General features: G+C 67.0%; 31 protein-coding genes and 2 pseudogenes. 19 read left to right on the top strand and 14 right to left on the bottom strand.

Annotated elements, in window-relative coordinates:
* The first annotated feature begins 25 nt into the window (after positions 1-25).
* Positions 26-952 carry an ABC transporter ATP-binding protein gene (locus ETD86_RS21630; protein ID WP_138667968.1) on the top strand — a complete coding sequence of 309 codons (927 nt, stop codon included), beginning with the start codon at positions 26-28 and terminating at the stop codon, positions 950-952.
* A complete protein-coding gene (locus ETD86_RS21625) occupies positions 945-1,637 on the top strand; it encodes an ABC transporter ATP-binding protein (RefSeq protein WP_138667967.1) in 693 nt (230 codons plus the stop codon). Before ETD86_RS21630 ends, ETD86_RS21625 begins: the two co-directional genes overlap by 8 nt.
* Before the next feature lie 62 nt (positions 1,638-1,699).
* On the opposite strand, the gene ETD86_RS21620 is transcribed toward ETD86_RS21625, so the two are convergent.
* Entirely contained in the window at positions 1,700-1,855 is a 156-nt protein-coding gene (locus tag ETD86_RS21620; protein ID WP_170223188.1) for a hypothetical protein, read from the bottom strand.
* Here ETD86_RS21620 and ETD86_RS21615 point away from each other — a divergent pair.
* Both ETD86_RS21615 and ETD86_RS21610 read left to right on the top strand, forming a co-directional pair.
* Positions 1,854-2,126, top strand: a complete 273-nt coding sequence (locus ETD86_RS21615; protein WP_211370217.1) for a hypothetical protein — start codon at positions 1,854-1,856, stop codon at positions 2,124-2,126. The genes ETD86_RS21620 and ETD86_RS21615 overlap by 2 nt on opposite strands.
* Positions 2,123-2,398 (top strand): permease prefix domain 1-containing protein, encoded by a 276-nt coding sequence (locus ETD86_RS21610; protein WP_138667965.1) that lies wholly within the window; start codon positions 2,123-2,125, stop codon positions 2,396-2,398. Before ETD86_RS21615 ends, ETD86_RS21610 begins: the two co-directional genes overlap by 4 nt.
* On the opposite strand, the pseudogene holA reads toward ETD86_RS21610, so the two are convergent.
* A pseudogene (gene holA, locus ETD86_RS21605) lies at positions 2,370-3,353 on the bottom strand (DNA polymerase III subunit delta). The gene ETD86_RS21610 and the pseudogene holA sit on opposite strands and share 29 nt — an antisense overlap.
* A gap of 212 nt (positions 3,354-3,565) precedes the next feature.
* On the opposite strand from holA, the gene ETD86_RS21600 reads away from it, so the two are divergent.
* Positions 3,566-4,690, top strand: coding sequence for an alpha/beta fold hydrolase (locus ETD86_RS21600; RefSeq protein WP_246148063.1), 1,125 nt, complete (start codon positions 3,566-3,568; stop codon positions 4,688-4,690).
* Positions 4,691-4,788: 98 nt separating this feature from the next.
* Here the strand turns inward: ETD86_RS21600 and ETD86_RS21595 are convergent, their stop codons facing one another.
* From ETD86_RS21595 to ETD86_RS21585, 3 genes are all read right to left on the bottom strand, one after another.
* Positions 4,789-7,353 (bottom strand): ComEC/Rec2 family competence protein, encoded by a 2,565-nt coding sequence (locus tag ETD86_RS21595; RefSeq protein WP_211370214.1) that lies wholly within the window; start codon positions 7,351-7,353, stop codon positions 4,789-4,791.
* Positions 7,354-7,493: 140 nt separating this feature from the next.
* Complete coding sequence (locus ETD86_RS21590; RefSeq protein WP_138667964.1) at positions 7,494-7,730, bottom strand: GntR family transcriptional regulator; 237 nt, start codon at positions 7,728-7,730, stop codon at positions 7,494-7,496.
* 115 nt (positions 7,731-7,845) lie between these two features.
* Entirely contained in the window at positions 7,846-8,106 is a 261-nt protein-coding gene (locus ETD86_RS21585; RefSeq protein WP_138667963.1) for a GntR family transcriptional regulator, read from the bottom strand.
* A 526-nt stretch (positions 8,107-8,632) separates the two neighbouring features.
* On the opposite strand from ETD86_RS21585, the gene ETD86_RS21580 reads away from it, so the two are divergent.
* Positions 8,633-8,881, top strand: a complete 249-nt coding sequence (locus ETD86_RS21580) for a hypothetical protein (RefSeq protein ID WP_138667962.1) — start codon at positions 8,633-8,635, stop codon at positions 8,879-8,881.
* A 601-nt stretch (positions 8,882-9,482) separates the two neighbouring features.
* Here ETD86_RS21580 and ETD86_RS21575 read toward each other — a convergent pair.
* From ETD86_RS21575 to ETD86_RS21565, 4 genes and pseudogenes are all read right to left on the bottom strand, one after another.
* Complete coding sequence (locus tag ETD86_RS21575) at positions 9,483-10,064, bottom strand: HD domain-containing protein (protein WP_138667961.1); 582 nt, start codon at positions 10,062-10,064, stop codon at positions 9,483-9,485.
* A 9-nt stretch (positions 10,065-10,073) separates the two neighbouring features.
* Positions 10,074-10,898, bottom strand: coding sequence for a hypothetical protein (locus ETD86_RS21570; RefSeq protein WP_246148062.1), 825 nt, complete (start codon positions 10,896-10,898; stop codon positions 10,074-10,076).
* A 108-nt stretch (positions 10,899-11,006) separates the two neighbouring features.
* Positions 11,007-11,171, bottom strand: a pseudogene (locus ETD86_RS60135) (helix-turn-helix domain-containing protein); the annotation flags it as partial.
* A 57-nt stretch (positions 11,172-11,228) separates the two neighbouring features.
* Positions 11,229-11,471 carry a hypothetical protein gene (locus tag ETD86_RS21565; protein ID WP_138667959.1) on the bottom strand — a complete coding sequence of 81 codons (243 nt, stop codon included), beginning with the start codon at positions 11,469-11,471 and terminating at the stop codon, positions 11,229-11,231.
* 237 nt (positions 11,472-11,708) lie between these two features.
* On the opposite strand from ETD86_RS21565, the gene ETD86_RS21560 reads away from it, so the two are divergent.
* The 13 genes from ETD86_RS21560 to ETD86_RS21515 all read left to right on the top strand — a co-directional run bounded on the left by ETD86_RS21560 (position 11,709) and on the right by ETD86_RS21515 (position 18,576).
* Complete coding sequence (locus tag ETD86_RS21560) at positions 11,709-11,873, top strand: hypothetical protein (RefSeq protein ID WP_211370213.1); 165 nt, start codon at positions 11,709-11,711, stop codon at positions 11,871-11,873.
* A complete protein-coding gene (locus ETD86_RS55310) occupies positions 11,870-12,043 on the top strand; it encodes a hypothetical protein (RefSeq protein ID WP_170223192.1) in 174 nt (57 codons plus the stop codon). Before ETD86_RS21560 ends, ETD86_RS55310 begins: the two co-directional genes overlap by 4 nt.
* 81 nt (positions 12,044-12,124) lie before the next feature.
* Positions 12,125-12,289, top strand: a complete 165-nt coding sequence (locus ETD86_RS55305) for a hypothetical protein (protein ID WP_170223191.1) — start codon at positions 12,125-12,127, stop codon at positions 12,287-12,289.
* A 346-nt stretch (positions 12,290-12,635) separates the two neighbouring features.
* A complete protein-coding gene (locus tag ETD86_RS57095; RefSeq protein WP_211370212.1) occupies positions 12,636-14,003 on the top strand; it encodes a hypothetical protein in 1,368 nt (455 codons plus the stop codon).
* A 139-nt stretch (positions 14,004-14,142) separates the two neighbouring features.
* On the top strand, positions 14,143-14,451 hold the full coding sequence (locus ETD86_RS21550; RefSeq protein ID WP_138667957.1) for a hypothetical protein: 309 nt from the start codon (positions 14,143-14,145) through the stop codon (positions 14,449-14,451).
* 95 nt (positions 14,452-14,546) lie between these two features.
* Positions 14,547-16,436, top strand: coding sequence for an FtsK/SpoIIIE domain-containing protein (locus ETD86_RS21545; protein WP_170223190.1), 1,890 nt, complete (start codon positions 14,547-14,549; stop codon positions 16,434-16,436).
* A gap of 169 nt (positions 16,437-16,605) precedes the next feature.
* Complete coding sequence (locus ETD86_RS21540; protein ID WP_138667955.1) at positions 16,606-16,884, top strand: hypothetical protein; 279 nt, start codon at positions 16,606-16,608, stop codon at positions 16,882-16,884.
* A gap of 261 nt (positions 16,885-17,145) precedes the next feature.
* Positions 17,146-17,373: a hypothetical protein gene (locus ETD86_RS21535; RefSeq protein ID WP_138667954.1), complete on the top strand. Its 228-nt coding sequence runs from the start codon at positions 17,146-17,148 to the stop codon at positions 17,371-17,373.
* Positions 17,370-17,633 (top strand): hypothetical protein, encoded by a 264-nt coding sequence (locus ETD86_RS21530; RefSeq protein ID WP_138667953.1) that lies wholly within the window; start codon positions 17,370-17,372, stop codon positions 17,631-17,633. Before ETD86_RS21535 ends, ETD86_RS21530 begins: the two co-directional genes overlap by 4 nt.
* 14 nt (positions 17,634-17,647) lie before the next feature.
* Positions 17,648-17,827, top strand: a complete 180-nt coding sequence (locus ETD86_RS21525; protein WP_138667952.1) for a hypothetical protein — start codon at positions 17,648-17,650, stop codon at positions 17,825-17,827.
* An 86-nt stretch (positions 17,828-17,913) separates the two neighbouring features.
* Positions 17,914-18,102, top strand: a complete 189-nt coding sequence (locus ETD86_RS21520) for a hypothetical protein (protein ID WP_138667951.1) — start codon at positions 17,914-17,916, stop codon at positions 18,100-18,102.
* 85 nt (positions 18,103-18,187) lie between these two features.
* Positions 18,188-18,361 (top strand): hypothetical protein, encoded by a 174-nt coding sequence (locus ETD86_RS55300; protein ID WP_170223189.1) that lies wholly within the window; start codon positions 18,188-18,190, stop codon positions 18,359-18,361.
* Positions 18,352-18,576 (top strand): hypothetical protein, encoded by a 225-nt coding sequence (locus ETD86_RS21515; RefSeq protein WP_138667950.1) that lies wholly within the window; start codon positions 18,352-18,354, stop codon positions 18,574-18,576. Before ETD86_RS55300 ends, ETD86_RS21515 begins: the two co-directional genes overlap by 10 nt.
* A gap of 62 nt (positions 18,577-18,638) precedes the next feature.
* Here the strand turns inward: ETD86_RS21515 and ETD86_RS21510 are convergent, their stop codons facing one another.
* From ETD86_RS21510 to ETD86_RS21490, 5 genes are all read right to left on the bottom strand, one after another.
* On the bottom strand, positions 18,639-18,869 hold the full coding sequence (locus tag ETD86_RS21510; RefSeq protein ID WP_138667949.1) for a hypothetical protein: 231 nt from the start codon (positions 18,867-18,869) through the stop codon (positions 18,639-18,641).
* Between the two features lie 173 nt (positions 18,870-19,042).
* A complete protein-coding gene (locus tag ETD86_RS21505; protein WP_138667948.1) occupies positions 19,043-20,233 on the bottom strand; it encodes a hypothetical protein in 1,191 nt (396 codons plus the stop codon).
* A complete protein-coding gene (locus ETD86_RS21500; protein WP_246148061.1) occupies positions 20,230-20,772 on the bottom strand; it encodes a DUF4365 domain-containing protein in 543 nt (180 codons plus the stop codon). Before ETD86_RS21500 ends, ETD86_RS21505 begins: the two co-directional genes overlap by 4 nt.
* A 399-nt stretch (positions 20,773-21,171) precedes the next feature.
* Positions 21,172-21,366 carry a hypothetical protein gene (locus ETD86_RS21495; protein ID WP_211370211.1) on the bottom strand — a complete coding sequence of 65 codons (195 nt, stop codon included), beginning with the start codon at positions 21,364-21,366 and terminating at the stop codon, positions 21,172-21,174.
* A gap of 10 nt (positions 21,367-21,376) precedes the next feature.
* Positions 21,377-21,724: a hypothetical protein gene (locus tag ETD86_RS21490; RefSeq protein ID WP_138667946.1), complete on the bottom strand. Its 348-nt coding sequence runs from the start codon at positions 21,722-21,724 to the stop codon at positions 21,377-21,379.
* Between the last annotated feature and the right edge of the window lie 124 nt (positions 21,725-21,848).

Here is a 21,848-nt window from a genome sequence, read left to right as displayed (position 1 = left end):
CGAACAACCCGAGAGGGGATTTGTCGTGAACCCAACTCTTTCGGAGCTGGAAGCCCGGGCGACCGACGCACGCAATAAGGCCGCGTTCGGCGGCGACGCGCACATCGTGTGCGACAACCTCGTCCGCATTTACAAGACCGAGGGCGTCGAGGTCGTCGCGTTGCAGGGCCTGGACCTCGTGATCGACAAGGGCGAGCTGGTCGCCATCGTCGGCGCGTCGGGATCGGGCAAGTCGACGCTGCTGAACGTGCTGTCCGGGCTGGACGTGCCGACGGCCGGGGTGGCCAGGGTCGGGGGCATGGACCTGCTGTCGATGACCCCCCGAGACCGCCTGCGGTACCGGCGTTCCGTCGTCGGTTTCATCTGGCAGCAGACGGCGCGCAACCTCCTGCCCTACCTGAACGCCCGGGAGAACGTCGAGCTGCCGATGAAGCTGGCCGGCGCCACGAGGAAGGGCCGGGCCATGGAGCTGTTGGAGCTGCTGGGCGTGGCCTCCTGCGCCACCCGGAAAGTCTCCGACATGTCGGGCGGCGAGCAGCAGCGTGTCGCCATCGCCGTCGCCATCGCCAACTCCCCGCAGCTCGTCCTCGCCGACGAGCCGACGGGCGAGCTGGACAGCGAGACATCGGAGCAGGTCTTCGCCGCGCTGCGGACGGCCAACAGGGAGCTGGGCGTGACCGTGGTCATCGTGACGCACGATCCGCTGGTGTCGGAGCAGGTGGACCGGACCGTGGGCATCCGCGACGGGCGTACCAGCAGCGAGACGTTGCGGCGCGAGAGCGCCGAGGGGCAGATCATCGCCGAGGAGTACGCCGTGCTCGACCGCGTGGGGCGACTGCAGCTCCCGCGCGACTTCATGAGCGCGCTCAACATGGAGCGCCGCGTGCGCCTGGAGCTCGAATCCGACCACATCGGCGTCTGGCCGTCCCGAGAGGAGCCGTCAAGTGACTGATTCGCCCCTGGTCGTGGTGGAGGGGCTGCGCAAGGTCTATGGCACCGGCCCGAAGGAGGTCGTGGCGCTGCGCGACGTCTCGTTCTCGATCTTTCCTGGGGAACTGATCGCGGTCAGGGGCCGCTCCGGCTCGGGCAAGACCACGCTCCTCAACCAGATCGGCGGCCTGGACCGCCCGGACGCGGGCCGGGTCACCGTGGCGGGACGCGACGTCACGGCGATGTCGGAGGAGGCGCTGCTGGAGCTGCGCAGGGACGTGGTGGGTTTCGTGTTCCAGTCGTTCGGCCTGATCCCCGTCCTGTCGGCCGCCGAGAACGTGGGGGTCCCGATGCGGCTCGTACGGCTGCCGGCGGAGGAACGCGAGGCCCGCGTCCGCATGCTGCTCGCCCTGGTGGGGCTGGAACAGCACGCCAACCAGCGGCCGTACGAGCTGTCGGGCGGGCAGCGGCAGCGGGTGGCGATCGCCAGGTCGCTGGCGAACCGGCCGCGCCTGCTCGTGGCCGACGAGCCCACGGGGCAGCTGGACTCGCAGACCGGGCGGCAGATCATGGAGCTGCTGCGTGCCCTCGTACGGAGCGAGGGCGTCACAGCCCTGGTCACCACGCACGATCCTAGCTTGATCACGCTGGCCGACCGCGTACTGGAGATCAGTGACGGCGTCGTCCACGAGGCGGCGCTGGCCTGACCTCTAGGCCCTTGCGCTCGGACGCCACCTGGACGTCGAGAACGGGCACCGTCGCCCGCTGATCAACCAGCGCGGCCGGCTCCGTTGAGGCCCGGTGGGGCATTGACGCCGGCAGCGAGGGCACGTAGGGCGTTGGTGGTGAAGTCGTCGAGCGGATAGAACAACTCGATCGCCAGCTCCGAGAGTGTCACGTCGGCCGGAGCGCCGAACCTGGCCATGGTGTCCCGTTCTGGCGTGGCCATGCTCGGCGGGGCCGCCGCCCTAGGCCTGATCGCCGGCTATCCCCGCATTCCCGTGCGATACGTCGTGCTGGTCATCGCGGGCAACACGCTGTCGTGCGCCGCACTCGCGCTCCTGATGGTCGCGCGAGTGATGCCGCTCACCGGATTCGGGATGGAGTTCACGCTGGCCGGGGCGGTGGTGGTCGCGGTGTACGCCGGGCTCGAGTTCCTCGGGCTGCGGCGTGCCAGGACGGAGCGAACCCCGTGACCGATGCCGGCGTCATCGACGACTACGTGGCTCGCCTGAGCCACGCACTGCAGGGTCCGCGACAGCCCAAGCGCGATCTCCTCGCCGAGGCCCGCGACGGCCTGCTCGACGCGGCGCTCGCCTGGAAACGAAGCGGTCTCGAGCGGCTGGAGGCGGAGCTGGCGGTCGTTCGGGAGTGCGGCCCGGTGGAGGAGATCGCGGCCGGCTTCCAACAGGAGTTGTCCGCCGGCACTGCCGCGAGCCTTACCTTCCCGTGCGGCTGGCCACGATGACCTGCACCGTATGCTCCAGCGCGTACGCCGGATCCGCTCCCCCGCCCTTGACCTGCTCGTCCGCCTCGGCCACCGCCTGAATGGCCCGCGACAACCCGTCCGGCCCCCACCCGTTCAGCTGCCGCCTCACCCGATCCACCTTCCACGGCGGCATCCCGACATGGCCGGCCAGCTGCCCACCGCGGAGGTTACGCGGCGCACTCCCCACCTTGGCCAACGACCGCAACCCACCGGCCAGCGCACTCACCAGCAACACAGGAGCAACCCCGGTGCCGAGCGCCCACCGCAATTGCTCCAGGGCGTCGCCCAGCCGCCCCTCGATCGCCGAGTCGGCGACATTGAACCCGGTGACCTCGGCCCGCCCCTTGTGATAGCGCGCCACGGCCGCCGCACTGATCGTCTTGTCCTCGGTGTCGAACGCCAGCTGGCTGCACGCCGCCGCCAGCTCCCGCAGATCGTTGCCGACCGCGTCGAGCAACGCCTGGACGGCATCCCCCGAAACGTTTCTTCCCGCCCGTTTGAACTCCCCTTTGATGAAGTCCAGCCGCTACCCCGCCTTGGTGACCTTGTTGATCGTGATCACCGCGGCCCCGGCCTTCTTCACGCCGTCGACCAGCGCTTTGCCCTTCACCCCGCCCGGGTGCGCCAGCACGAGCACGGTGTCGTCCGACGGCTGCTTGGCATAGGTCACGATCTCGTTGATGACGTCCTTGGGCAGATCCTGCGCCGACCGGATCACCACCACGGACCGATCGCCGAACAACGACGGCGAGGTCAACTGCGTCAGCTCCCCCGGCGTCACCTTGCTGCCCATGAGGTCGTGCACCTCGACGCCCGAATCCGCGGCCCGCGCCGCCGCCACGACGCCGCTCACGGCCCGCTCGGCCAGCAACTCCTCGTCGCCGAGGACCAAGGTCACAGGTGCTGGATCGCTTCCCGCCATGCCTGGCAGCATGCCATGCCCCACCGACAACCTGGTACTCGGCGACGAGGAGTCGCGGTGGTCAGGAGGCAGCACGTCGACGCTCGGCCGGCACGGCCTCGATCTCGCCCTCCGGACTCCCAGGAGCCGACCCACGTGCACGCCGGCGCCGCGGGCCGCAAGCCCGAGACCACGGATCCCCCAGCGCGCCTGGGCGAATGCTCAGGAGATCCCGGTATGGGCCCATGGGCGACGCGGAGATCTCCGAAGCGCCCAACCATGGGCGCACCGGATGGGCGTACGCCACGTGGCCCACGCTACCCCCGACGCCGGGCAAGGTCGCCGCATGGCCCACGCTGCCCCCGACGCCGGGCAAGGTCGCCGCGTGGCACACGCTGCCCCTGACGCCGGGCAAGGTCACGGTCGTCATGAGCGGCGCCTCGACGGTCACCGGGCCTGTCCGGAACGGCCTCCCCGGCGGCGCGGATAATCGGTTGCCTTGGCCGGATGCCGGTGACATGGTCTTCGCCATGCCTGCCTTCTTCGCACACAATGGAACCAACCTCGCCTACCACGTGTTCGGAGCAGGCACCCCGGTGATCTGCCTGCCGGGCGGGCCGATGCAGGACTCCGTTTACCTGGGTGAACTCGGCGGCCTGTCGGCTCATCGGCAGTTGATCATGCTGGATCCACGTGGCACCGGGCAGTCCGCGGCACCGGAGGACACCGGCTCCTATCGTTGTGATCGGCAGGTCGACGATGTCGAGGCGCTGCGAGAGCACCTCGGTCTTGATCGGCTTGACCTGCTCGGGCACTCCGCCGGCACGAACCTCGCGGTGCTCTATGCCGCCCGGCATCCGGAACGTGTCGGCAAGCTGGCTCTGATCACTCCGAGCCCGTTCGGCGTCGGCATCACGGTCACCGCGGAGTCCCGGGTGGAAATCGCACGCCTCCGCAAGGGCGAACCGTGGTTCGCAGAGGCCTTCGCGGCCCTTGAAGCCATTATGGCCGGCAAGGTCACCGACGACGGCCGGCAGGCCATCGCCCCCTTCTACTACAGCCGATGGGATGCGGCGGCACAGGCCTACCAAGCGGCCCAGGACGGCCATCAGAACCTCGAAGCCGCCGCCTCCTTCCGCGCCGAGGGCGCGTTCGACCCGGAGGCCACGCGTGCGGCACTCGCCGCGTTCAACGCGCCGGTGCTGCTGCTTGCCGGCGAGCTCGACCTGAACACACCCCCGAGCGCCGTGGCCGAGTTCGCGGGGTTGTTCCCGAAGGCGGAGTTCGTGGTTCAACCAGAAGCAGGCCACTTCCCATGGGTCGATGACGCGGACCGGTTCGTGGCGACGACCGCGACGTTCTTCGGATGAAGGTTGCCCGGCTGCGCCTTTATCATCGGGTCCATAAGGTCCGCTGCATCTGACCGACCTGCCACGACATCAGTCCGCTGCAAGGTGCTACGCGGCCACTACGGTCCGCGGGCCACCACCGCCAATCCCCCGTCGCGCTCGACAACCGCAAGGTCTCCGGATCGGTCTGTGCGGTAGGTGATCGCGCCGAGCCGCCGCAGCAGGGCGAGCGTGGACGGGGCCGGATGGCCGTAGTCGTTGCCTGCGCCCACGCTGATCAGCGCCGCTCGTACCCCGAGGGAAGCCAGAAAGGCCGGCGACTGCCGGTTGGATCCATGATGCGGGGTCTTGAGAATGTCGGCCCGTACACGAACGCGGCGCAGAAGCTCTTCCTGGGCCTCGGTCTCCAGGTCGCCACCGAGCAGTATTGATCCCGCACGCCATCGCACGTGGAGCACCACGCTGGAGTTGTTGATCGTGCTGCCCTCCCCCTGGCCGTGCATCTCGCTCATGGAGGGATCGGGAGCGAGCACGCTCAGCTCCGAAGGGCCGAACCGCCAGCGACTCCCCGGCACCGCCGTCCATTCGGGTATCCGTCGCTGTCCCAGGGTGACCGATACATGCGCGTGGGCTCTGCCCTCCGTGCGCTGCGGGCTGACGACCACCGCCCCCACGCGCCGGTTTCTGAGGACCCCCGTGAGCCCGTCCACATGATCGGCATGGGGATGGGTGAGGACGAGCAGCGGTACGTCGTCAACGCCGATCCTGCGCAGGCACCGGTCCATGACGATGGGGTCAGGCCCGGCGTCGACGACGACGCCCCGGCCCGGCCCCGCCGCGATGACCAGCCCATCCCCTTGCCCGACATCGCACATCACCATCAACCAGTCCTTGGGCGGCCACGGCCCTGCGACGGGACGTACCACCAGGACGGTCACCAGCGCGGCACCGGCGACCGTCAGCGCCGGCGCTCGCCAGACTCGATGGCGCAGGACGGGTATCGCGATCGCCACCACAAGCCCGAGCAGGGCGACCCCCAGCAGGCCACTGGGCCAGGGCAGCGTGGCGAAAGGCAGGTCGACGGCCCAGCCGGCAACCGCGATGATCCAGCCGACGGCGTACCCGGCCGGGATGACCAGGAGGCTCGCCGCATCAGGCCATAGGGGCGCCACGAGTGCGGCGCCAAAGCCGAGCAGGGTCGCCGGAGCCACCGCCGGCGTCACGAGCAGGTTGGCGAGCACGGCCACGGGCGTCAGCTGTCCCGACATCAGCACGAGCACGGGCGTCACGGCCACCTGAGCGGCCGCCGGCACGGCCACAGCCTCTGCCACCCAGCGCGGAAACCGGTACGGCCGGCCGGCGTCGCGGCCTGGGGACGCTACGGGCGGGTCGAACGTCCGTCTCACGGGCACACTGCCTTCCTCCGCACGCCTCCCTACAGGCGAGTCGCCTCCCTCCTCCTCGGCATCGGCGGATGACAGGCGGTCGCGCCAGCGTGGGGCGAGGATGAGGATGCCCGCGGTCGCCGCGACCGAGAGGGCGAAGCCGTACGAGCGAGCCAGCTCGGGTGCGAACAACATCAACAGCAGAACCGTTGCCGACAAGGCCGCGAAGCCGTCCCTCGCGCGTCCTGTACCCAGGGCTACGGCCGCCACCAGGCCCATGAGGAGGGCCCGCAGGACGCTCGGGGACGGGCGGGCCACGACGGCGAACGCGAGCATCGCGATGGCGGCGAAGCCCGCCCTCATGGGCAGGGAAAGTCCGATCAAGCGGGAGATCGCCAGGGTTGCGCCGGCGACGATGGCCAGGTTGGCTCCGCTGACCGCATGGAGGTGGTTCATCCCGGCCTCCCTGAGATCGGATGCCACTTGGGGATCCATGCGGGACACGTCCCCCACGACCAGACCGGGGAGCAGGCCTCGCTGGTCCGGGGGAAGAATGTCGGCGGCGGTGCGCAGCCCGGATCTCAGACTGCCCGCGACCGTCTGGAGCTGGGACGGTGGCGTCAGCACCCGTGGTGGGCCCCGGACCAGGAGAACGGCTGCCACCAAGTCGCCAGGGGTCGCTTTCGCCAGGCGGCCGGTGACTTCGAGGTGCTGGCTGGGGAGCAGGCCGCTCCAGTCGCGGCCGCCGGCGAAGACGGTGATGGGGACGCTGACGGCTTGTCTGCCTCCGGCGGTCTGAATGATCTCGAGCGTGGCCCGGACCACGTAACTGTCCTGGTTGAAACGTCCGCCTCCGGATGCTCTGCGTCGGGGGTCGTCGGTGAGGGCGATCCGGGCGGTGATGGATGAGCCCTTCGCCGCGAGTTCGGCCGCCGGGCCTGTGGTGAGAGCCTGGATCCGGAAGGCGACCGACGCCGAGACCGCCGCTGCGCAGATGAGTGTGGCGACGGTGACGTTGCGCCAAACCGGCGATGGCCGCACACCCGGCCGCCTGACACGTGGCCACCTTCTCGGCTCGGCCATTGGTCGCGTACGCGGCCTGGTGGCCGCGCGAGTGCGCCATGCCACCGCACAGGCGGCCAGGGCCGTGGACACCGCGACGATCATGCCTACGACGGCGGCGCACCCGAGGAGGACCAGGGCGCAGGCCCAGGCGGCCAGCGCGGGGAGTGTCAGAGGCCAGGCGTGCTTCCGCTCGTCGAGGTCCGTGTCGGTGTCCGGTGGTCCCTGATGCGGCATGTCAGACGCGCACCTTCGGCTTGATCTCGTCGAACTTGCGCGGGCCCAAACGTAACGGGTTACATCGAGACATTCCGTGACAACGGACGCCGAGAACGAAAACGCCCCAGCCTCAACGGCTGGGGCGCAAGAAAGTCCGATTACTCCGATCGAGGCACTACAAAGGTGCCTTTGCCGGAAATCGCCCGCAACAGGCCGTCATCCTTCAGCTTGTTGAGAACCTTCCGCACCGTACCTCTTGCGACGCCGAACTCCTGCTCCAGATGCGTAATCGACGGAATCGGCATCCTTGGCTTATAAACGCCCGTTTCGATACGATCGCGCAGAATGGCGTAAAGCTGCTCCCACACCGTCTCGTCCGGCGCCCACTCGACCATGCGGCAGACCGTAGGAGGGCATACCAGCGCCCGGTCTGCCGAGACCGGGCATGGCAGGGCATGACCTGGTGTGCCCTGGTCGCGCGATTGAGTACCAGTCACAGGGGTCGGAGAGTCAGTCGTCGTCCTCGTGGGCGGCCTGAAGCTTCTCGGCAGCACCCTCGAGCACGTAGCTGCCGGTGCCGGGCTCTGTCTCCACCAGGCCGGCCTCCCGCAACGCGCGGTGGACCTTCTGCGCCACGGTGTTGCTCATGGAGAACTCCTGCATGAGCTCGTGCACGGTCGGCACCCGATCGCCGGCGGCCAGCTCGCCCGTGCGGATCCGGTCACAGATGACGCGGAAGGCGTGCCGCCACTTCGATCGACTCGGATGCATGCGATCAAGAATCCGGGCTGTACCTGGGCAAACATAGGTACACCTAGACGCCCTGTAACACGCTGAGGGATGGTTTAAGACACCTTGACGTGCCAGACTGAAGCACACATAGAAATGGCCCCTGCCAGGCGGGCAAACGCCGACAGGGGCCCGATCGGACGCTGGAGGTCCGACCCATGGATCAACCCTACGAGAGCGGCGAGCCGGCGAACATGCCTGGAGCCCCTCAGGCATGCGCCCACTGCAGGAAAGAGATCGTCAAGCATCCCGGCACCGACCGGTACAGATCGACCGAACCCGGCCTGGCCGTGGATCGCATGAGATGCGAGGTCGCGCCTGACGGGCACTACCACTCCCCCACGGCGCCGGACTCTCAGGCCATGCTGCGGATACCGCCGCTCATGACACCCCACAAGCCCGAGTTCCGTACCGGAAACCCGACATGAGCGCGATCATCCCGGTCCCGTGCGACAGATGCGGCGTTCCCACTGTCACTGCGCGAGGCGTCGGCGGCGGCGTACAAATCGTGCTGGACGCTATCCCTGTCGTGGGCGGCGACTACACGTCGTGGACGGTCGGCTACGACCCCGACAACCTGCTCAGGTTGTACGCGCGGCGGCCAAAGCAGGTCTCGCCGCCCCACGACATGCCGGCCATACAGCGGGAGACCTGGGACGGGTACGCGGCAGCCAACGAGCGCGCCTGGTACGTCGAGCACCAGCACAGCCTGAGCGCCGCCGAGATCGTCGCTCGACGTGGCGCCGATGAAGTGTGACCCAGTCGGGTCCCGTTTCTTCCTGAGATGCACAGATCTCATCCCCAGGGGCAAGGATGGTCCGCCGACGAATGGCGCTCACATTCGCCTAGGAACTCCACCGCCCTCTTAACTTCGGCTATGACGCTCCCCCGGCTCTACGACACCGACGAAGTAGCCGCGATCCTCCGAGTATCCAAGAACTGGCTCTATCTGAGAGCAGGACGCTCTATACCCGTCACCCGGATCTCCCATCGGCTCCTGTGGACCGAGGAACAGATCTCATGGATCATCGAGGCCGCCGCAATCGAACCGGCCGTCGCCTTCGAACGCGTAGAGACCCGTACCCGCGCCTTGCCGATCCCTGGCCGCCGAGTCCCGGATCTGCCGCCGACCCGTACCGACGTCAGGCAGCTGAGGGCGAAACGGCGACCGCCAGCCAGGGTCAACAACCGCAACACGGCCTCTGACTCGCACTCGTCCCCGATCCCGACAGCCGACTACACCGTCAGCCGCCTCTATCGGAATCAGGACGGAGCCGGCCAGTGAGCACAACTCTCCGAGAGATCTCCCCCTATCCGGTTCGGGCCACTCTGTGTACCGAAAGACTGGAGGGCTCACATCACTTGCGCCCGTAGGACGACACGATGTCGTGCCACCACGCCTCAGGCGCTACCTCGACGGCTGCGGCTGCCAGCTTTCTGCCGGCCTCAGTGCTTACCGCTTCCAGCATCGTGTCGATCCAAGGCTGCGCCTGCTGGTTGCCCTGCGCCTGGTACTCGCGGGCCTGTAGCAGGCATTCCAGCTTGTCGGCGTCCTTGGCACACCTGGCCTCTGGCGTCGTCTTCTCCTCAAACTCGGCGACAAGTCCGCAGATGCGGTCCGCGAGGTGCCCTGGCAGCGCGGCGGTCTGATCCTTAGCCACCTGCTCGGCTGCCGCCTGGGAGATGTAACGCTTTCCTGTCGAGGGAACATCGCCGAGCCGGGTCTCTGGAAGGTCGTGGAAGAGGCAGAGAGTCGCGGTGCGTTCCGGGTCGGCACCCTCCATGACGGCGATGACATAGCCGACGATCGCAGTCCGGAAACTGTGCTCGGCCACCGACTCAGGATTTTGCACACCAGCTATCCACCATCCCTGTCGCGCTGACCTCTTGAGGTGGCCCGCCTCGTAGAGGAACGGCACGATATCGCGGGGGTCAGACATTTGGTGCTCCTAGGTGGGTCCCGCAGCCATCTTGGCCGCGAAGTGGATGTTTTCCAGTTCACGTCGGGTACGCGCAGGGAGTCCGGCGCTGACATCAAGAAGTTTGGCCGCCTGATCTCCTAACCGGCGGGCCAGCTCGTGGTCTTCCATGATGAGGGCTGGGCGTCGTTGGATGAGAGCACAGGACGCGTGAATAGACAAGGGCAGGTAGGGCACATCCGACTCGAGCCCCTCTGCGAGGTGCCGTAACAGCGTCCCGCCTTGCTGAGCTCCAAGGTCGACAGCCATGAAGTCGTCCGATCCGGCGATCCCTGTCGTCTCTTCAACCCAGTACGACCAGTAGTTGAGGTTCGCAGCCTCGCATAGATCGTCCGCCAGGTGGTTGTCGATGAAGTCATGGAGGAGCGTTGGGTCCCCTTGGCATGCTCGGGCGACCGCGATGGAGCGGAGCAGGGGCCACGCCGGCGTCCAGCCGTTTGTACGCCCCCCGTGCTGGCGGAGCTCATTGCGTTCCGTGCTCGCTAACCACTGCTCAGACTCGGGGTCCCATGCGGCCATGTAGTACACCTGACGGCGTAGCAGCATGGCGTCCGGGCTCTCCCCTTGTGTGACGTCAGCGATTCTGCGCAGGGCCTCGAAGAAGAGGCTCCGGACGTCGGGGGTAAGCGATGCCCTTGCGCTGGCGCCGAGATGCTTGCTGATCACATCTGGGGTACGGCCTGCGAGTCCCCAAGCTAAAAGGTCACTCCAGCACCGAGTGGCTACCCAGTCGCCAAGAAGCGAGTGCTCGGTGCCGTTCTCGATCGTGTTCGATATGAACAGGTCGGCATCCATTGCTGTGTCCAGGTGCTGAACAAGGTCTGCTGGAGTGCCGAGTTGGAGGAGTCTGCGGCGAAGCATCAGCAGGGTGCGGCCGGACGCGTTCATAAGAGGGCGCCGCCCCGTTTCCCATCCCTTGATGGTGTTGAGGTCGACGCCGACGAGCTCCGCGAACCGCTCTTGAGTGCCGCCGATGGCCTCGCGACAGGCCCGCAGAACGGCCCCAGCGATGACGCCCGTGGAGGACGGTGTACTCGCAGTACCTGCGATACGGGACCCTTTGCTCATCTGTGCCCGCAGCCCTTCGAAAGGTGTACTGGGGGTGTCTCCAGGCGCTGAGGCTATCTACCTAGCCTCAGCGTTATGGCCCTTGCTTTCAATCTTCCCGTCGCGGATGTCGGCCACGTATGTGCGTGTCCACCCCGACGCCTTCACAACCTCGGTAAGCCTCCCGCGCACGGGCGGCTCGCCCCGGTTCTCCGGAAAGACCTCACGAATCAAGGCGAACAGCTCGGCGCGGTCCGCGTCCATTCGGGCCTTGATCTCCCGGATCCGCTCAAGTCGCTGCTCATCAGTGAGTTCGTTCATCCACTCATTGTGGCATACATGTTGGCCCAGATTCTATGCCAACAATCTTGACTATGACCAGAAAGTTGGCATAGTCTGTGGTCATACACAAGGCGGGCGGGTCAGATGCTGCGAACACCTGAACCCGCCCTTGATCACCTCACACCTGTCGCCCAGGAGGAGAGATCCGTGTCGAAGTCTACGGGCATTCGCCCCGAGGTCCCACTACAACGCATTCCGGGAACCATCACGGTCCCAGTGGACCAGTTCCGGATGCTCTTGGAAGAGGCGTCCTTCCTCGCCGCCATGGCGGGCAGCCTCCTCGAGGCCGGAGGCGTAGAGATCGCCCCCGCCACCGTGCTGCCCGACAACGTGGCTGACTTCGCCGCCTACCAGGCTCGCCGTCAGGCGGTGTCTCGATGAAGACCCCGGCCCCCGACACGACCCGTACCCCCGCCGAGATCCAGGCCGCGACCGATGAGGTCTACAGCCGCATGGTTCACCAGCCGAAGCGCCGCGGTTTCCTGGACGGCCCGTGTGTCGAGAAGCGCGGCTGCACCTGTGCTTCCTGCGTCAAGGAGCCGCGGCGGTGAGACCGGCCCGGCTGTCGCTCCCTCCTCGCAGCGCCTCCTGCGGCAGCCGGGCCATCCCCCCTCCAACCTCAGGAGATCGAAATGGCCCAACACGTCTTCATCCTCCAGCCCATCGGCAGTGGCTGCAGCCGACCGTCGACTTACCGCTGGAAGTGCTCGTGCGGCGCCGAGGGTGCCAACCCCTACATGTCCGAGTCGGGGGCCAAACGGGGCCACGACGAGCACGCGCAGGCCGAGAGCGGCTGATGATCTGACCCTCTACTCCCCCGTCCGCGGCGGACGTGTACCGGCATCCCGCCCAAGCCACTCCGCGCGGACGGGGCTCCACACCTTCGACTCCACGAAAGGACCTCGACAGATGAAGCCCATTCCCCACCCCACCAAAGGCGGCGGACTCGTCACCTGGGTTCAGACCGAAGACGAGAACACCCGGCCCGTTGGTCAACCGCCTCTAGGGACATTCCGCTGCACCTGCGGCGCCAGTCGGGCCAACTGCTCCAACTGGGATGCAAGGGATCACGCGAACAACTGTGACCGCTCGCGTTGAGCCGAGCCCCCCATCTACTGACTCTCGATTGAACGGGACCCCGATATGGACGTGACCCAGTACCTGGACCTGCCGCCCGTTTGGGTGTGGTGGATCGTCGGCGCAGCCGTAGGGGTGGCCGCGGCCGTGTTCGGGTTGCTGCAGATCCGCCGCGTCGTCCGTGCCGTGGTGGCGGTCATGAAGCGCAACAGCTTCGAAGACAACCTCACTATCATCGCCGCCGCCATCGCCACTGGCGTGTCAGCGACCGGCATGTGGAAGTTTGCCGGCGACGTCCTGCATCTGTGGTGGCCGCTGCGGATCGTCCTGTTCGGGTTCATCGAGGTCGCGATCATCACGAGCGCCGTCCGCGCCAAGCGCAGCATGCGGGAGAACTTCAAAGCAGGCGTCGACGGGATGGCCGTCTGGGCGTTGGCCTGCCTCACCGCCGTCCTGTCCAGCCTGGACGCGGCCAGCTTTGGTGAGGCTGTGTTCCGGCTGGCAGCGCCGCTGGTCGCAGCCTGGCTGTGGGAACGCGGCATGGCCATCGAACGGCGCCGCATCCGGGGAACGTCCGGCATCAACTGGCGGCTCACCCCCGAACGCATCCTCGTACGGCTCGGCCTGGCTGAGGCAACCGACCGGACCGCCGGCGAGGTCGACGCACACCGCCGCGTCACCCGGGTCGCTCTTGCCGCGAAGAAGGTCCACCAGCTGCGCGCCGCGAAAGCCTCCGAGCGGAAGGTCCGCAAGGCCGCGGCAACGCTAGACCGGCGACTAGACCAGGCCGTAGCCCACACCGGGCTGGCCCGCGACGACCGCATGAAGTGGGCGCTGCTCGACCAGGTGTCCACTCTCGGCGGCGCCGAGCAGCTGTGCACTCTCCTGGAGACCGCGACCGGCCCGTGGGCGCTGACCGACCACCCGCTCGTCACTGGCGCCGCCAAGCACCATGAGGCCGTCCAGTTGGCCGACGCGATGCAGGAGTGGGCCGACGCACTCAATAAGCAGCGCGACCCCGAAACGTCCGCGGCGATCAAGTCGATGGCCGCCTACATCGCCCGGCTCGAAGGCCGCCCGCTCCCCCAGTTCGAAACCGCCAACGAAACCCTCCGCCAGGTTGACGATCAGGTTGATGTGCAGGTTTCACAGGCCGCCATCGACGAGCTGATCAACAGCTACCGCGAGAACCCCGACCGCGGCCCCGACGAAACACGGGATGAAACCGCCGACGAAACCCGCGCCACCGACGCTATGTGGGCCTACTGGCAGCGGATCGTCGAGGTAGAGCGGCGTATCCCCACCGGCGCCGAGCTGGCCACGGCCGGCGGGTGCTCCCCCCAGTACGGCGCGCGAAAGGCCAAGGAGTGGCTGGCCGCCATGGATGGCCGTACCCGGCGCGCTCTCCAGCCCGGAAAGAGGAACGGATCATGACCCGCTACCAGGACCCGATCTGTGGTCACATCCACCGCTTAGAGGACCTGCCGAGGTGTCCCCGCCACGGCGTCAACCACTCCCGCTCCCGCACCGGCTGCCAGCGCGTCGCCGGCCAGACCCCGTGCGGAGGCCAGTCATGAACACATTCTTCTTCGCCCTGTTGTCCGCTGTGGCCCTGGCATTGTGCGCGGCCCGTCCTGACTCACCGACCGCGAAGACGCGCCACCAGATGGCCGGCGTGCTGCGCGAGACCGGGTGGGTGCGTGTCATCGGCTGGACACTCGTGGCGATCGGCGGCGCGTTCCTGATCCCCCTGGTCACGCCGTTCCGCATCGGTCTGCACGGCGCGCTCGTCGCGATCGCTCTCGGCGCGTCATGGGTGGCTGTCCGGATCGCCTTGAAGCGGCACAACCTGCCCCGGAAGCCCGTGGAGTTGCGGTCGTGACCAACCCCGAACGCTGGCTGAGGGTGGTCCGCGACGCAGCGGACGCTCCTCCCCTCGATCCGCCAGCAGACCCGCCCCAGTCTGCGGAGGAAGACATGCCGGACAGCCGTGAGATCGCGGTCCGCGACCCCGCCGAGCTGGCGCCGCTCGAGCCGACCCGGGTTTGGTCGCCGCGGCACACCATCGACGTGGTCGTGGCACCCATATCCCGGCAGGTCGACGTCATCCGGCACGAACACGGCGGAGTCCTCCGCATCTCGGCCAAAGCCACCAAAGCCAGCGCCAAGTACGGGGTGTTGGGGCTCAGCCGAGCGGCCGGCGGCTGGTGGCGATGGGTGACAGCAGCCGACCATGAGGCGTCCATGGCGACGAAGCCCGAGCTGGTCGAGGCGGTGCGGGCCCGCCGCCGCAAGGTTTCGCTCTGGACGCTCGGGACCGGCGTCGTGGGCGATGGGGTCCTGTGGTTTTTCATGGACTGGCCCTGGTGGGGCGGCCCAGCGATCCTGCTGGCTGTCACCGCGACGGCTGGCGGGGCTGCCGAGGTCATCATTCGGCGCCGACAGGCCGTACAGGACATCACCGAGGAAGGCGCACGCGACATCGGCCGGCACCCCAGCGGCAAGGCCATCCGACAGATCTTCGTCGGAGCGAAGATCGCAAGGCGCGTCGAGCAGGTGAAGGTGATCGCTCCTGGTGTCGTGCGAGATGGCGACGCCTGGACCGTCGAAGTCGAATTGCCGGACAGCGTCACCTACAGCGAGGTCGCCAAGAAGCGCGCCAAGTTGGCCGCCGCCTCCGGCCGTGGCATCGCCCGCATGTATGTCGACCCTGTACCTGACCACGAGGGACGCTGCCGTCTGTGGTCGCCTGACCGGGACCCGCTGTCTGAACTCAAGGTGGACTGCGAGCTGAAGGGCCGTACCACCGCGGTGAACGTGTGGACGGAGCGCGTGCCACTGGGCCGCACCGTCCGCGGCCTGCCCATGGGGTTTCACATGGCCGGCCGTTCCTGGCTGGTCGGAGGAGAGCCCGAGGCCGGCAAGTCGGTGGCGTGCAACATCCTGCTGTGCTTCGCCGCTCTTGATCCGTACGTGCAGTTGTGGCTGGTGGATGGCAAGGGCGTGGATCTGCTCGACTACGAGGACCTGGCACATAGGGCTGTGCTGCGCCCGGACCCAGAGGGTGCCTACGACCTGGTGTGTGAGGTCATCGAGGTGATGGAGGAGCGCGGCGCACAGCTCAAGGCGCGGCGGGTCAAGAAGCTGACCAGGGAGTTGGCGGAGGATCTGGGCTGGTCGATGCTGCTGTTCCACATCGACGAGCTGGCATTCTTCACCACTCATGAGGAGTGGGGAAAGAAGATCACCGGTAAGTTGCGGGACCTGGTCTCTCGTGGCCGGTTCGTCGGGATCTACAACAGCTACGCAACCCAGCGCCCCAGCTCCAAGGTGGTGGACACCGACCTTCGCGACCTGCTGTCCATCCGGTTCGCACTACGCTGCCTGACGCCGGCGTCCAGCGACATGATCCTCGGCGATGGGTGGTCCTCGCGCGGCTACAACGCCCAGCTCATCGACGCCTCCCAGCGGGGCTCGGGGCTGCTGTGGGCCGAAGGCACCATGCCAGTGACCGGCCGGACGGGCTTTCTCGACGATCCGGATGTGACCCGCCTGGCCAGGACGGCTTACAAGCTCCGCAAGGCCGCGGGGACGCTGCCGGTCACCGACACCCACCCGGGCCGGCTCCTGCTGACTGCGTGCGTGGCAGCTTGCGGCGACGCGGAGAAGATCTGGACTGCCGACCTGTTGCCCCGCCTGGCACACGACCCGGCGTGGACGCACCTCGCTGACGACCCGCTGGAGTTGGCCCGCCTGCTGCGTCCGTACGGCATCGCACCCAAGGGTCAAGACATCGACGGCAACAACCGGAACGGCTACCGCCGCTCCTGGTTCGTGGAAGCACTCGACGGGCTCATACGGCGGTGATTCAGCACTCTAGAGAACCCCGTCTAGCCCGTCTAGGAACCCGTTTTCCCAGGTCAGCAGCCTCTAGTTTCCTAGGCCCACCGTCTAGTTCCTAGACCCAAAACGTCTAGTCCTAGACCCTCCCCAGAGGGGTCCCTAGACCCTCGAAACCGGCAGAAAAGGAGTACCAGTGAGCCAGGACCGAGAGTACGTGGGCTTCGTGCCCGGCGACGGATGGATGGTCACGCACCACGAGAAGGACGGCACGACGTGGCATCAGCGCGTCGTCGCGTGGGCTTTCGACAAGGCTGGCGAAGGCCACCCGATCACCTCCACTGACGACGCCGACGCCAGCGTGGTGAGCAAGGAACTGTACGGACGCATCGACGTCTGGCATCCCGACCTGGCGCCGCCGGCGTTCGACGGCATGGACGTCGCCAACCGGCCTCCGAAGAGCCAGCAGAGCTAAGCGGTAGCTGCGGAGACCTTCCCGTATTTCCCCCGGGAGGGTCCCCGGAGCACCCGCTCCCAAGATCCCGTTACAACCGATCGGAGAAACAGACATGAAACTCCCCTTCAGCCGCCGACAGTCCGTTGGCTGCCCCACATGCCACGGCGTCGGGGAGGTCGTCGTGAACAACTTCACCATGGGCAAGGGCAAGACGCTTGCGACGAAGAAGTGCCACTCCTGCAGTGGCCGCGGCACCCTCCAGCGCCGGTAGGAGGGGACATGCAGCGTTTCCTGATCCTCCTGATCCTCCTGGGCAGCTCGGCGTTCGCGCTGTCCGTGCTGTTCGTGGGCCTGATGCTCGCCCAGGACAGCCTCGCCGCCGCTCTGATCGTGATGGCGCTCTTCGCAGTCATGGCCATCGGCGTGATCGTCCTGTTCGTCCGCGAAGCGCTCCGGCCCAAGCCGATCCCGCGCACCATGCCTGAGCCGAAGGAGTCCGCCGAATGAAACCTCACCGTCAGGCGGAGTGGAGCTTCGCCAAAGGGCTGGTCGTCGTCGGCGCGATCATCGCAGGCATCGGCATGTCCGGGGCGCTCGGTGACGGCAAGACCCCACCGCCGGACCTGAGCAAGCTCGGCACGCTCTTCAAGGACGTCGGCGAGAGGCCGGCCGAGCGTGACGAGAAGCCGAAGAAGTCCGGCAAGAAGCCGACCAAGAAGGCGCTGGAGATGTGCCCTGACGACCCCTACCACTGCTGGTGGCAGTGATGCGACGAGACCACGTGAAGAAGCTGCTGGAAGCAGCCAAGGAGCTCGCCTTCTACGCCAGCCAGCCGGAGCTGTCCGACAGTCCCGCCGCGCGTCAGGCCAAGGCCCGTCTCAACGGTTTGCGCCGCAACGCGTCCGACTCCGAATGGTGCACGGCCCGAGCTGAGGATCCCGGCAATCCGGCGTGGCACTGACCGTTGCGGGTGCTCGCCACGACTTAGGGGGCCGTGGCGGGTGCCCGGAGCAGCCAGCTCCACGCATATGCGAAAGGACGACCGTCATGCGTAAGACCGAGGAACCCGTAGGCAGAGCGGCCACCAAGCGCGGCCGTGAGCGCCTCGCCCTTCAGAAGATCGCCAACGACAAAGGCTGCGACGCGACGGACCTGACGTACGAGGAGGACAAGCGGTCAGGCACCGCCAAGGTCACCAACAAGAACGGCCAGGTGGAAGGCCGCTTCTCCTGGTAGCGGACGTTGCATGTGCCCGCCCGGCTCTTCCCCGGTCGGGCGGGTGCCCGCAAGGCCAGACCCCCACAACGCAAAGGAGATCAACATGGCACGCAGAGACATCGAGCGATCGAAGCTCAACGTCAGCGATGAGAAGATGGCCCGCCTTCGCGAGAAGGCACGTAAGGCCAACCCGCGGCTTGACTCGTTCACGGACCCGGAGGCGGTGCGACACCGCCTGGCCGACCAGAAGCAGCGCAAGCAGGCCGGGTGGAGCTGATGAGGTGCCGCTTCATCGCTGCGCTGCTTCTCGCCGCTCCCCTGCTGGTGGCCTGCGCCGACCACGGCAGCACGCCGGCGGGGACGGTGGTGGATCGCAGCCGCCGCTCGGTGAGCGTACGAGAAGACGCCGGCGGCCGGGTCGTCGAGCACACCACCAGTAAGAACGTGTCCCGCCGCTGCTCGGTTGGAGAGCGGTGGCCGGACTGCGTCTGAACCCCGCACCCTTCGGGGTGTTCATATATCGGCCCCGGTCTCCTAGAGAGGCCGGGGCTGTCCTATGCCCTCGCTGCTCTCCTGAGCGCCACATACGCCGTCAGCGGGTCGACGGTCTCCCACCACGGCAGGTCCCACAGTTCGGCCAGCAGATGGTCTCGTACAGCGCCGGCCTGCCGGAGAGCCGCACGCGAGGCGTTGCCGGTCAGGAGTTCGAGGGCGAGCCGCAGCCATTCGGCGTCCGCCCGGTCGTACGCCTGCAGGGCCTTGACCGCGTCTTCTGGGATCTCCACGGCGATCTCCCGGGTGGTGCTGGTGATACGTGAGGGAGGCTACGCCGCGGATGGCGGCCCGTCATCGCCCCTCGCTGCCTTCCGCAGCGCCTGCTCGACCTTGACGGGATTGTCGCCAGCCAGCTTCTCTCGCTCGGCGCCCGCTCTTCCTGCGGGTGGAGCGGGACGTTCGGTCAGTCTTCGGGGTCGTCGCCCAGCGTGTGCCGCAGGAAGCTCGTATCCAGCTCGATCTCGCCTTGCAATCGCCAGGCTTGTCGCTCGTAAACCAGATCGCCAGTCACCGTGAGCGGAATCTTTGCGCGGTATGCCCGAATCGCCCAGTCGTGATCCTCGCCAAACAGGGTCACGTGCACGTTGCGGTCGCGCCCGCGCACGACGGCCCGGATGACGACCGTACCTGTCTCTTCCTCCCCCGCACTTTCCTCCCGGGTAAGTGACCTAACGTGACCCACAAGGGTCTCCCGATGCGAGGGCTCCTCTTGCCGGACGAGTCGCTCTTTCACGCGTGCTAGCTCGGGAAATACTTCGTGTTCCAGGTGGATCGGCTCGGTTCCGACGTCTGGCCGCGCCTCGCTGGCTGCCCACTCGAAGGAGAGATCGAGCGCACGCAGCCCTTCAGGCTGGGCCATCTCTTCCAGTGCCTCGACCAGGTTGGCGCTAAGCCCCCACGCAGCCGGATCCGCAAATGCCTCACGCGCCTGCCCGCGCGCCAGGTAGTTGGTCGTTTGCAGGCCTCGCGCCAAGGTTTGCATGACTCTGCGCTGGAACGAGGGTTCCCCCGCCATGACAGCCACTTGCGCGTCTAGATCATCCGACGAACTCTCATCTTCCAGCCGGGCCACCACAGTGAACACGAAGCTGCCACGCTTGGTGTGGCCGAGCCGGACGTCATCATCCAAGAACTCCGTGACGGCTGCGGATCGACGTCCCCTGTGCGAGTGACTCGGGTCCGCTGTGGTCGTCGCCGCTGCCTTCATCATCCGGTAGATCGATTCGATGGTGGCTTCTGCCTGGCGGATCGGGATGGTCCCATCCGGCATCGCTTGGTCGAGGCGGATGTACAGCAGGTCCGATCTAGTGGCGATGATGCGTTCATAGAGCCTGTCGGCATCCCAGTCGTTCACACGCCCGATGGCTCTCAGCGCATCATAGAAGCGCTCGGAGAAGTCGACGAAGTCGGTCGCAAGCGGAAGCATGATCCGTGCAGCCTGAGGACTGCGATCTGGCAGCCGCCAGATTTCGCGTACGTGCTCCTGCCGGGACTCCAATTCCCAATCATGGGATGCGAGGAACTGGGAGACGGCGCTGGGAGCCAAGCTGTTGACCAGCTCCAAGAGGGAGGATTCAAGGGCGGAGCGCTTCACCGATGGCCTCCATCTCCGATGTGCCTCATGATGCCAAGAAGTTGCTCTACATCAAAGAGGTTACTCGTTGGTAGGTGGACGATCTTCGAGTCCTGCGTGTCAGGGATTTCGCCCAGCTTGGATGCCCATTGCCAGTACATGCGCCCACGGAGGAGGAGCCGGTCCTTGTCCTGATCCAGCCATGGCACCCCAAGATCGGGCACTACAAGAACGCCCAGAAGAGCCGCGTTGTAACGCTTTGGGTTGGTCAGCCGACGAAACGGCCCGGCCTCCATCGGCCAGGCCATGTAGTCCTCCTTCAGGTATCGGCTCTCTTGCTCGGTGCACTTGAGTTGGAGTTCAAAGTCGGGGGCGTACCACATCTCGTACTCCGCCGACGAGGTCACCGTGATGTCGACCCCGTCGTAGTCCGTCGTGTGACTCTTGATCGAGCAGCCAGCAGCAGAAGCCACCATGTGGGTGAAGGCAAGGCTGAGCTGGTTTTTCTTCTCCGTCAACGGCAGTTCGTCGAGCGGCGCGCCCGGCAATCTATCGGTCATGACGCTCCTCTGGCCCATGCACCACCCATCCTCGTTACTTCCTCCCGTTCGTCGCTCTGGAGAAGTGGGACGTTACGCCCCCGCGACGGGTCGATGGGAAGCGTTCCTGTCGCCATCACATAAGCGGTCCCCCGTAAGTAGGCCCGAGGAGACACACAAAAGCCCCGCCCGCCTCCCGAAGGAGACGAGCGGGGCTTTCAGCATCACCCGGGGAGGGGTGGCCTACTGGTCGACGTCGCCGGAGTCATGCTCAGGTTCCACGTCCGGGTCGTCGAGGGGGATGCCGAGCAGTTCGGCGACGTTACGGGAGATGTGCGGGCCGGTGTACTCCATCGGTCCTCCAAGGGAGTTGCCCGGGTCGAGTCCCCCTCCAGTTCTCGCACCCGGGCAGGCCACAGCCTAGTACGGGCGGCGCTCCGACTGAGCGGCGTTGGGGACGACGTACGTCACTCCCAGCGCGCCGAGGACGGCCAGGGCGACGGTCACCCACTCGCCCGTCTCGATCACGCTGTCGCCCATGGCGACGGCCAGCGAGGCGGTGCCAGCGGCGGCGGCACTAACGATCGCCTTGGCGAAACTGCCTACCTTGATCATGATGTCCTCCTCAGGACCGTGCGGGCCAAGACCAGCGGAACTCGCCATCACCCTCGGTACGAGACGTGGCCCAGTACGTGTCGTTGCCGTCGAGCAGCACCTGCAGATTGCAGACGCCGTTGGACTCTGTGCCGCCGGGGAACACCCGGACGACGACGGCCGGGTAGACGTCGCCCGCCCGGGTGGTGTTGCCAACGTGCGCCTGGTGGCCGTCCGCGCCGGGCATGCCTGGCTCTTGCGGACCGACAAGGCTCCGCCGGAACGCCTCGAAGTCGGCGCGGCGCCGGTTGATTGCGGTCGCGTCCTGCTCTCCGAGCGTGTAGTGGACGATGCGGCCGATGGTCGGCATCTGAGACATGTCTGCCTCCTACGGCTTGAAGACGTAGCCGCCGTTGTGGTCCCACGAGTAGCTGGACAGCACATCGCCGTTGGCCTTGGTCACCCAGGCCGTGTCGTTGTTGTTGTTGAAGAACTGGCCGGCG

This window comes from Nonomuraea turkmeniaca (genome assembly GCF_005889735.1).
GTDB lineage: Bacteria > Actinomycetota > Actinomycetes > Streptosporangiales > Streptosporangiaceae > Nonomuraea > Nonomuraea turkmeniaca.
This window is presented reverse-complemented; position numbering and strand designations above follow the sequence as displayed.